Origin of the sequence: Corynebacterium sp. LaCa78, assembly GCF_046717505.1 — a bacterium.
Classification (GTDB): domain Bacteria; phylum Actinomycetota; class Actinomycetes; order Mycobacteriales; family Mycobacteriaceae; genus Corynebacterium.
Map to the genome: position 1 here is coordinate 1,011,230 of NZ_CP177112.1, position 10,295 is coordinate 1,021,524.

A 10,295-nucleotide genomic window follows, 5' to 3' on the forward strand; every position below is an offset into this window, starting at 1 on the left:
AGACACCATGAGCATCGAAGTTGAAGTCGGCACCAAAGCGATAGTCACCGTCCCCGCCTCTACGGCGAACCTGGGGCCGGGCTATGACACCTTAGGCATGTCATTGAGCATGTACGACACCGCCGAGGTGGAGGTTATTCCCTCTGGCCTTGAGGTGGAGATTTTTGGCGAGGGGGCAGACGACCTCCCGCGCGATGGCTCGCACCTGATGGTCAAGGCCATCCGCTCCGCGCTATCTGCCGCCGAAGCTACGGTGCCAGGGCTGCGCGTGGTCTCGCATAATACGATCCCCCAATCGCGCGGCTTGGGTTCTTCGGCGTCTACAGCGGTCGCCGGCGTGGCCGCGGGCAATGCCTTGGCCGGCAGCCCGCTGACCCAAGATCAGCTCGTGCAATTGTCTTCGGCGTTTGAGGGCCACCCGGATAATGCCGCGGCCTCGGTACTGGGCAGTGCCGTGGTCTCGTGGACGACGGTTCCTGTCGATGGCCGATCCTTACCGGAATACAAGGCCGCTACCATCAACGTGCATCCCGATATTCGGGCGACCGCGCTGGTGCCGGATTCCCACGCCTCCACCCAGGCGGTGCGTCGCGTTCTGCCTTCGCACGTGACGCATTCCGATGCCGCCTTTAACGTCTCCCGCACCGCCGTCCAGGTAGCCGCATTGCAGAACTACCCGGAGTTACTGTGGGAAGGCACCCGCGACCGCTTACACCAGCCGTATCGCGCCGACGTGCTTCCCGTGACCGCAGAGTGGGTGAACCGCCTGCGCAACCGCGGGTACGCCGCCTATCTTTCTGGGGCGGGGCCGACGGTGATGGTGCTGCACACGGAGGACATCGACGAGAGCATTCTTGATGATGCCCGCGAGCAGGGCCTGCGCGTCTTCGATCTCAAGGTCGCGGGCCCAGTCCGCGTGGAAGTTACACAGGCTTAATCTCGATCTGGCAGACCTCGGGGCGCTGCATCGGGGTTAAGGCAATGTCCGTGTCCGTGCCGCTGGCTTCTTGCAAAAAGCCAGCGTGTATGGCGCAGACAAAGGGGCTCGGCGTGGTCCCGGAGGAGACGAACGGGCAGGCATTCAGCTCGATTTCGGAAGGATCCGCGCCCTGCGAAGGATCAAACCCCATATCGCGCAGGGTGGCAAAGAGGGTATCGAGCGCGCCGCTCTGGATATCCGCGCCCGTAGCGCGCGCCCATTGCCGCCCCAATTCCCGGGCCTGTGGGGAAGAGAAATCATCGAGCTCTTCCTTGCCCGCGAGCATGGAGGTCAGCACGCTAATGAGGCTGACGTATTCCTCTGCGATGGCACGGTTATCCGGCACGCGGGCCTGGTACACCAGGGAAGGGCGCCCGCGCCCAGAGCTGCGTTCTGGAACGGCGGTGATGGCGCCAACCTGAATGAGCTCATCGATGTGCCCGCGCGCGGTATTGACGTGCATGCCTAAATCTTTTGCTACCTCCGCTGCACGGGCTCCTCGCGAATAATGCTGCAGCTGCGTGAGCACCTCGCGCTGCTTAGGAGATAGCTTGAGCGCTTCTGGGAAAAGGTCGGAGCTGGGGCGTGGGAGCGAATTGGGCATGCGATTAACTTCGTATCTCTGGGTGCTGATGAGGGGCTTGATTAACAGAAATCTTATCTTTAGCCACGCTATAGGATACGGTATTTCCTGTATCAATGCCTAAAGCCGTCTGCCTACTGACCGGCACGGTAATGGTGTGTCCGCCCATATCCAGGCTCAGCCGGGCACCCGCCATGCTGGCCGCTTCCACCGCGATGACCTTGGTAGACCAGTGATTGACCCCGGTAGAGGCTTCAGAGGTAAGGTGCATGTCGCTTGGCTTAAACGTGACCACTACCTTATCGCCGGCGCGGAGATCGCTCGCGTCACCGGTGATGGTTGTGCTCCCGCAAGAGACGATGGTCTCGGTAGCGGTGGCGGCTTTGACGGTACCTTCTACGCGGTTGAGCCCGGCGATGGAAGCCACGAAGCCGGTGGGCGGGACATCGAGTAAATCCGCAGCCGAGCCGTGGGCGATGACGTTGCCGGAATTCATGACCACCATGTCATCGGCAAGCCCAGCAATATCCAGCGCATTATGGGTCACCAGCAGCGTGGTCCGGTCGCGGCGGGTGGCGCGCAGGAAGCGGCGCCACTTGCTGGCGGATTCCACGTCGATGGCCGCCAAGGGCTCATCTAGAATCAGGATGGCGGGCCGCGCGGCGAGCGCGCGGACGAAGGCGACTTGGGCGGCTTGGCCGCCGGAAAGGGCTGGCACGGGGACATCGTTAAGCTCACGCAAGCCCGCAGCCTCCAGCAACTGCGTGGCGCGCTGCTTATCGCGGGTGACCATCGCGATGGCTTGGTTGGCGGTAGCCTGCGGCGGCAGGCCGGGGCGCTGGGTCAGCAGGACGATGTCATCCTGGTTGGCGCTAATCTCCGCGCCGGTCAGACGCCCGGCGATGCGGCTCATCAGCGTGGTTTTGCCCGATCCATTGGAACCGACGATGGTGGTGATCGCGCGCGGAGTAAATTCAGTCGTCTCCCCATCCGCCGTGACGGATAGGGCAGGGGCATTATCCGGGGCGGTCAGGGCGCGGAGTTTCTCGTAGTCCATGCTGTGCAGCTCGCGGGCCTGCGCCTGATAGGAATGCTGGAGGAGCGAGGGCAGCCCGGCGAGGGCGAGGCAGACAATCGCCATCGCGATGAGGATGGCGGAGAGCACGTAGGCGCCATCGGTATCGACCTCGCGCTCCAAGTAAATGCCGAGCGGCATCGTGCGGGTCACGCCCGGCTGGGAGCCCGCGAAGGTCAGCGTGGTGCCGAACTCGCCGAGGGACCGGGCAAAGGCAAGGCCGGCGCCGGTGGCCAAGGCAGGGGCGATGGAGGGGATGGTGATTTTGCGCAGTACCTCCCAGCGGGAAAGGCCTATGCTGGCGGCAGAGGCCAAAATCTCCTGATCCAATTGGCGCAGGGCGGAATCGACCGCCACCACGACGAAGGGCAAGGCGACGAAGCACTGCGCGGCGATGACGCCCGGGAAAGCAAAAGCAAAATGGAAGTCGATGGCGTCAAGAAGCGGGGACAAATAGCCCCGGCGGCCAATGGCGGCGGTCAGCGCCAAACCGCCCACGACGGGTGGCATGGCCAGGGGCAAATAGATGAATAGGCGGATAACGCCGCTGCCCCGGCCAAGCTGTTGGACCCATAAGGCAAGACCGGTCCCCAGTACCATCGCCAGCAGCATTGATTGGAATGCCGCGGTGAAGGACAGCTTGAGCATGTCCCAAATTTCCGGTTTGGCGAGGTATTCGCCGATGCGGTCCCACGGTACGCGCAGACCCAGCGAGGCTACGGGAACGAGGATAACAACGACCGCGATGAGGCCGATAAGGCCGATAACGAGGGGAGACTGAAGGCGAATGGGCTGGGGAGGGGTCATTGATTAATCTGCTGGGTTAAAGCCGTACTCTTCCCAGGTCTTATCAAAGTCATCGGCCAACAGGTCGAGGACCTTTTGTGCCTCTTCTGGGTGCTCAGCCTCGGCGGAGACTGCGCCCAGGATCTGGTTGGCAAACTTATCAGCATCCGGGATCTCGATGACCTCTACATCATCGCCAGCGGCCGCGGCGTCGGTGGAGTAGACCCAGCCGGCATTGGCCTCACCGGAGACGACTTTGCCCAAAACGTCAGCGACCTGCTGCTCCTGGGAGGCGGGCTTTACGTCCAGGTCGTTTTCTTCGATGATCTGGGAAGAGATATCGCCGCAGGGAACCTGCGGGTCACAGATGACGAAGCGGTCTTCGTTCTGCAGATCCTCGATGGAGTGGATATTGCCCGGGTTGCCCTTCGGTACGACCATCACCATGACGTTGGTGGCAAGCACCTTCGGGTCCTTCACAGTTCCGTCATTGATTGCCTTGTCCATGGTCTTTTTGGACGCGGTAAGCAGCAGGTCCGCAGGAGCGCCCTCGCTCAGCTTATTGACCAAGTCAGAAGAGCCGCCATTTTGGAACTCGAGGTCAACCGGGGTGTCGAGCTCGGAAGCGCGCTTTTCTAGTTCGTCGTTGATGACGCGGGTGGATGATGCAGCCAAGAGGTTCAAGCTGGTCTGCTCTGCATCGGAGGTGGTGGAGGTATCGGGAGAGCAGGCGGAGAGCGCCAAGCCGGTCGCAGCAACGGCGGCTGCGGCAAATTTCTTATTCATAGTGAATGCTCCGTGTTATGTAGGCAACAGGGTATAAGAGATGGAGTTATCAGCACATAGCGTATCGACTTGCAAGGAAATACGTTACGAAATTCGCGTGAACTTGATGTGATAGTCGTTTTCTTCTTCCTTGAGGTACGACAGCTCAAATTTCTCCGCGCGCTCTTCTACTTCCTTGAGCAGCGGCAGCGGGTTGTGCGGGGCGATGAGGACCATGGCTTGGCCCACGTTCAGCGTACCCAAAGCGCCGTGGATGGCGCCGTGGCGCACGGCGTGGGGGATTTCGGTGGCGTTGAGCGTGGGGATGGAGTTCTGCTGGGAGGAATCGGTGATGGGAAGTTCCATGGCGAGGATCATCCTTTCGGAGGTGGGGCGAGGGTTTTACCTTGCCACCAATATTAGTACGATTAAAGCCGTGATAAATAATAGGCTCGCGCACCGCTTCTTCTTCCTTGCCTGCGCGGGGCTGTCCTTGCTGGTTGGGCTCGCCGCCGGGGCATCCCTGCTCGGCGTGGGTTTCTCGCCGGCTGCCTCCGTCGCCGCCGATCATGGCCCCTTGATGGTCTTTGGCTTTGTCGGCGGCGCTATCGGGCTGGAGCGCGCCGTCGCCGTGAGCACGCGGTGGGCCTGGACAGGACCCATCTTCCACGTCGCCGGTTTTGTGGGCATCGTGGCCGGCCTGCCGCGGCAGGTTCCGGCGTTGTGTTTTGCCGCCGGCTTCATCGTGCTGGGGTTTATCTATGCCACCATCCACCGGCGCCAGCCCGCCCTGGCCATCATCGTGCAGGCCACCGGCGTCATCGGCGGGGTAGCGGCGGCGCTGCTGTGGGCCATGGAGCCGGCCTTTTCTACTGCGATGCCGCTGTGCGTGCTCTACGTGGTGGCGACGATCATCGGCGAGCGCATGGAGCTTGCCCGCATCACCATGGCCGGCACGCAGGCGGAAAAGCGGATTACGCTGTGGGTTTTGGGGTTGGCGGCGCTCAGCGTGGTCTATATCCTCTCCCCGGCAGTGGGCTATCGCGCGATGGGCGCGGGGCTTATCGGCGTTGCGGTTTCTACCGTGCGCGTGGACGTGGCGAAGAACCTAGTGCGCTCGCGCGGGCTGCCGCGCTATTCCGCCGCGTGCATGCTCGCCGGGTATTTTTGGTTGGCCCTCGGCGGCTATTTCTGGCTGCTCTATGGCGAAAGCTCGGGCTTTGCCTACGATGCCTCGGTGCACGCCATCTTTTTGGGCTTTGTCATGTCCATGATTTTTGCCCATGCCCCCATCATCATTACCTCCGTCATCCGCCGCCGCTTGCCTTACCACCCGGTGCTTTTCCTTCCCGTGGCGGTCCTGCACGGCGGGCTGGCGTTGCGCATTCTTGCCGATGTCGCCCGCCACACCGTCGCCTACCAGGTAGGTGGGCTGACGACCCTCGCCGCCGTCTTGGTTTTCCTCGCCTGCGGCATTACTTTGACGGTGAAGGAGGCCCGCCGTGCACATTAATGACATCTCCCTGGCCGCCCGCAGCCGCTGGCACATCCTTACCGCCGCGCTTATCGGCGCGTGGGTATTCATCGGCATCGGCATCAATGTGGCGGGTCACCTGGGCGCGCCCGTGGTGTGGTGGGATCTCATCCACCCGCTGACCATCGGCGCGCTGACCACGGCCATCGTTGTATTTTCCACCCACTTCACCGAGGCGCTTACACGCACCGCCAATAACGGATACCGGGGCGTGGGCGCACGCGTGGTACTCATCCAGGTGGGCCTTGTCCTGCTCATTATCGATCGCGCCGGATATGACTGGGGCCTGCTTGCCGATGCCGCCTCCCTCCTCATCATCGCCGCCCTTGCCTGGCAGCTCGCCTTTACTTACACGCGCTTGCGCGGATCGCTTTCTGGTTCGTTTGCGGTGACGGTGCCGTTTTATGCGGCCGCATCCATCTTCATGATTGCCTCCGTGGTGCTGGTGATCTTAAGCGGCAATGGCGTAGGCAACTATTCCTTCCTGGTGGCCGCCCACTCGCGCGGCATGGTGTGGGGGTTTGCGTGGCTGACCATCGTGGGCACCATCGTGACGCTCCTTCCCACCTTGTCCAGCACCGCGATTTCGCCCACCGCGCGCACCAGGTGTACGCGCGGGCTCATCGTCCACTGCACCGGGCTAATACTGACCATGGTCTGTGGCGCGGTGGGGTGGACGCGCGCGGCGGGCATCGCCCAGCTGCTTGTCGTGCTAGCTGCAATTATGATCATCCAACCGGTACTGGCCACTGTGCTGGGGTGCAACCCCCGGCTCACCACAGCATCGGTATCCGTTATCGCAGGACTGCTGTGGATGGTGGCCCTGTGCGCCGGCGATGCCGTCGCCGCAGCGCTCGGCGCTTACCCGCGCGTCATCACGCTGTTTGTGGTTCCGGCCTTCATCGGCGGCGGCATTTTGCAGCTGGTCACCGGCGTCTTGCACCATCTCTTGCCCACGCTGGTGGGAGGCGGTCCTGCCAAGGTGCACCACGGCCGGGATACCGCGGACCGCGCCGGTTTTGCCCGACTCGTCCTCATCAACCTCGGCGCCCTGCTGAGCCTTGTCAACGCCCTTTCTGCTGGGCTTATCCTCATGGGGATAGGCTTAGCATTAAACGTGCTTGCCGTGGGACGCGCCGTCTACCAACAACAGAATCTGGAGAATTAAATGCTTAGTGTTTCTTCCCCACAGCCACAGGATAAGCCGCCGGAGTCCGGTAACTCCCAATGGGCCTCGTGGTTACTTATCGGTATCGCGCTGGCCGCGGTGATCGCGCTCGCCCTAGTCAATACCATCTCTAAGGACTCTCAACCGGCGGGCTCTGTTGCCGAAGGTGAAACCCACACCATTGACGTAGAAGTCGATGGTATGGCCTTCGTCCCCAACCACGTTGATATCGATCCCGGCACCCACTTGGTGGTTAACTTCACCAATACCGGGGACCAAGTCCACGATCTAAAGATTGGTGATGCCGAAACCGGCCGCGTCGATCCCGGCGATACCGTGCAGCTCGATGCCGGTGTCATCGAATCCAGCATCGAAGGCTACTGCACCATTGCCGGTCACCGCCTGCAAGGTATGACCTTTGACGTCAACGTGGACGATTCCGCGCCAAGCACCGGCGGGCACGATCACCACCACGCCGTGGCAGGGGCATCCAACCCGCACGTTGATGTTCCGAGCGCCGCCGAACTCGGTGCCTCCCGCGAAGGTTTTAGCGCCTATGACGCCTCCCTGGCGCCGGCGGCTAATACCACCACGCACGAAGAAACCTGGTCGATGACCGAGGAAATCGTTGAGGTAGCCCCAGGAGTTAAGCAGATGCAATGGCTTTTTAATGGCCAGGCGCCAGGGCCGACGCTGCGCGGCAAGGTGGGCGATAAGTTCAAGATCACCATCAAGAACGAGGGCAGCATGGCCCATTCCATCGACTTCCACGCCGGTGAGGTCAACCCGGATGAAAACATGAAGTCCATCCAGCCCGGGGAAGAACTAACCTACGAATTCACCGCGAATCGCTCCGGCATTTGGATGTATCACTGCTCAACCGCCCCGATGTCCCTGCACATCGCCAACGGCATGGCCGGTAACGTCATCATCGATCCACCAGATCTCAAGGACGTAGATGCCGAGTACAACTTCATCGCCAACGATGTATTCCTCGGTGAGGAAAAGACCGGCGCCGACGCCCAGCGCGTGGCCGATGGCGACTTCGACCTCATGGCCTTTAATTACTACCCCAGCCAGTACGACGTCGACCCCATCAAGGCCAAGGTGGGCGATACCGTCCGGTTGTGGATCCTGAACGTGGGCCCCGATCAGCCGCTTAGCTTCCACGTGGTGGGCGAGCAATTCGATACTGCCTATAAGGAAGGTGCTTACCTCATCAAGGACGAGGATAAGACCGGTTCGCAAGCCCTCGACCTGCTCGCCGCACAAGGCGGGTTCGTGGAGATGACCTTCAACGAGCCTGGAACGTATTCCTTTGTCAACCACATCATGACTAACGCGGAAAAGGGACAGCACGGCAAGTTCGTCGTCACCGAATAAAGCGGCCTTAGTTCCCCGCCCTTCGTTCCCGCGCACTTCGTTCCCCCGCCCTTGGCGCTCACCAGGGCACTGTAGAGAGATAGATCCACCTCTCCTCGTGAGCGCAAAGGGCGGGGGTCCTTTGATCGCAGCCTCCCCCTTGGCGCTCACAGGGCGGAAGTATCTACGGCCGCGCCGCTTTCCTCGTGAGCGCGAAGGGTGCGGGGGTTGATCGGCACCTTCCCTTGGCGCTCACCGGGTGGTGATTTCACGGCCGCGCCGCTTTGCCGGTGAGCGCGAAGGGCGAGTGGGGGCGCGGGGTGGGCGCGTGGGTAGCGTCGGAGTAGATTCAGACATAAGGAAACCGCCGCGGGCCATCCAAATACTGGACGACGCGCGGTGGTGAAAAGGACCGAGGAACTACCTAGGCACCGTGGCCAGGGGTTTCTCCCTCCAATTGCTTCCGGTTGGAGCGGATAGGCTCCCACGCGGTATTGGAGCGCATCGGGGTGGTGCGTTCATCGCGGGAGCGGTACACCACGTAGGGGCGGGTGACGTAGCCAACCGGTGCCGAGAATGCGTGGACGAGGCGGGTAAAGGGCCATACTGCGATGATGGTGAAACCGCAGAGGACGTGGACCTTAAATTGCCACGGGGCGCTGGCCATGAGGTCGGGCTGAATGTTGAAAATCAACAGCTGGCGCAGCCATGGGGAAATGGTCTCGCGGTAGTCGTATCCGCCGGTGCCAGCGAGGTCAAAAAGCTGCAGGGTAAAGGTGGCAAACGAGCCCGATACCAGCGCGAGGCCGAGCAGCGCGTACATGACCTTGTCCGAGGTGGAGGTGGACAAGAATACGGAGCGGTTCTTTAGCCTGCGGTACAGCAATCCGGCAAAGCCCAGCAGGGCCGCCAGTGCGGCGATGGAGCCGGGGATGGTGGCCAGGAGGTGGTAGGCGTGGTCGCTGATGCCAACGGCCTGGGTCCAGGACTTGGGGAATGCCAAGCCCATCAGGTGGCCGATGACCACGAAAACCATGCCCCAGTGGAAGAGCGGCGAGGATAAACGCAGCAGCTTGGATTCATAGATTTGGGAGGAGTGGGTGGTCCAGCCGAATTGGTCGGATCGCCACCGCCAGAAGATGCCCACGAAGAATGCCGCGATGGCTAACCACGGGAAGGCACCCCAGAGGAAGTTATCAAACATGATGTGGCTCCTAGACGAGGTCTGGTTGGGTAGTGGGGAAGGGAAGGTCTGCAATGCCGACCATCTCGGCGGGTGGGCCGGTGCGGATGAGATCGACGTACTTTTGCGCGGTATCAGAATCGACTTCTGGAAGGGCCTTGCACAGCGCCACGATCAAGCTGACGTACGGCGAGCGCTCGTGGGCGAGGGCCGCGCGCAGCACCTCGATTCCCTCGCGGTAGCTGGCTACCAATTCGACGGCGCGCTCGTGCGTGTCCCCCTCGCTCATGGCGAGGGCTTCGAGGACGACGCAGAGGTGATCGGGTAGTTCTTCATCCGAAATTTCGAAGCCGAGCGATTCCAATTGCTGGCGGAAGGACAAGATGGCCATTCCGCGCTGGCGGGTATCGCCGACGGCGAAGTAGGACAGGTACAGCGCGCAGCGGCGGCGTTGATCAAAGGTCTCGACGTAGTGCTCTTCCAAGCCGCGCGGGCCGATACTGCGGGCCCATTCGGCGAAGTTGATGAAGTCGGTGGCAATGGCCAGCGGCAGGTCATCTACCTGGTCTTCGACCACGGAGAGGCGGTCAAAGATGTCTTCGCCTGGGTAATTAAGCAGCACGGACACGGCCATGGCGACTATCCGCCGCTGGTCTTCGGTGACCTCGACAGGCGTGACGAATTCGCGCGGGACTTGACCGGTGTGGGTGCGCAGCGTCTTTTCGACGTCCTTGGCACCGCCCATGGAACCGATGCCGGCGGGAGTTCCGAACCCGGCCACGGGGGCATCGGCACCCTGCGGGGCAGATTGCCGCTGCAGGGATTCCTGGCGCTTGCGGAGTTTATCGAAGATATTCACG

At 61.8% G+C, this 10,295-nt stretch carries 10 protein-coding genes; 4 read left to right on the top strand and 6 right to left on the bottom strand.

The genetic code is table 11. The features are described 5' to 3' along the window. Window positions 1-7 precede the first annotated feature (7 nt). Window positions 8-937: a homoserine kinase gene (gene thrB, locus ACLI1O_RS04925; protein ID WP_005280170.1), complete on the top strand. Its 930-nt coding sequence runs from the start codon at window positions 8-10 to the stop codon at window positions 935-937. Here thrB and ACLI1O_RS04930 read toward each other — a convergent pair. The 4 genes from ACLI1O_RS04930 to ACLI1O_RS04945 form a co-directional block, all read right to left on the bottom strand. Beyond that, entirely contained in the window at window positions 924-1,583 is a 660-nt protein-coding gene (locus tag ACLI1O_RS04930; RefSeq protein ID WP_239267788.1) for a helix-turn-helix transcriptional regulator, read from the bottom strand. The two genes, thrB and ACLI1O_RS04930, sit on opposite strands and share 14 nt — an antisense overlap. Before the next feature lie 4 nt (window positions 1,584-1,587). Further along, window positions 1,588-3,444 carry an ATP-binding cassette domain-containing protein gene (locus ACLI1O_RS04935; protein WP_239267786.1) on the bottom strand — a complete coding sequence of 619 codons (1,857 nt, stop codon included), beginning with the start codon at window positions 3,442-3,444 and terminating at the stop codon, window positions 1,588-1,590. A 3-nt stretch (window positions 3,445-3,447) separates the two neighbouring features. Next, entirely contained in the window at window positions 3,448-4,209 is a 762-nt protein-coding gene (modA, locus tag ACLI1O_RS04940; protein WP_239267784.1) for a molybdate ABC transporter substrate-binding protein, read from the bottom strand. Between the two features lie 84 nt (window positions 4,210-4,293). Further along, window positions 4,294-4,554 (bottom strand): DUF2249 domain-containing protein, encoded by a 261-nt coding sequence (locus ACLI1O_RS04945; protein WP_239267782.1) that lies wholly within the window; start codon window positions 4,552-4,554, stop codon window positions 4,294-4,296. Between the two features lie 70 nt (window positions 4,555-4,624). On the opposite strand from ACLI1O_RS04945, the gene ACLI1O_RS04950 reads away from it, so the two are divergent. The 3 genes from ACLI1O_RS04950 to ACLI1O_RS04960 are packed head-to-tail and all read left to right on the top strand — an operon-like array spanning window position 4,625 to window position 8,273. Beyond that, window positions 4,625-5,701: a hypothetical protein gene (locus ACLI1O_RS04950; RefSeq protein WP_349838845.1), complete on the top strand. Its 1,077-nt coding sequence runs from the start codon at window positions 4,625-4,627 to the stop codon at window positions 5,699-5,701. Further along, window positions 5,691-6,890: a beta-carotene 15,15'-monooxygenase gene (locus tag ACLI1O_RS04955; protein WP_411706995.1), complete on the top strand. Its 1,200-nt coding sequence runs from the start codon at window positions 5,691-5,693 to the stop codon at window positions 6,888-6,890. Before ACLI1O_RS04950 ends, ACLI1O_RS04955 begins: the two co-directional genes overlap by 11 nt. Then, window positions 6,891-8,273 (top strand): multicopper oxidase domain-containing protein, encoded by a 1,383-nt coding sequence (locus ACLI1O_RS04960; protein ID WP_411706996.1) that lies wholly within the window; start codon window positions 6,891-6,893, stop codon window positions 8,271-8,273. Window positions 8,274-8,676: 403 nt separating this feature from the next. Here the strand turns inward: ACLI1O_RS04960 and narI are convergent, their stop codons facing one another. Continuing rightward, the gene (narI, locus tag ACLI1O_RS04965; RefSeq protein WP_411706997.1) at window positions 8,677-9,456 is read right to left on the bottom strand and encodes a respiratory nitrate reductase subunit gamma; all 780 of its coding nucleotides are present in this window, start codon (window positions 9,454-9,456) and stop codon (window positions 8,677-8,679) included. A gap of 10 nt (window positions 9,457-9,466) precedes the next feature. Next, a complete protein-coding gene (narJ, locus tag ACLI1O_RS04970; protein WP_005280179.1) occupies window positions 9,467-10,294 on the bottom strand; it encodes a nitrate reductase molybdenum cofactor assembly chaperone in 828 nt (275 codons plus the stop codon). Window position 10,295 lies beyond the last annotated feature (1 nt).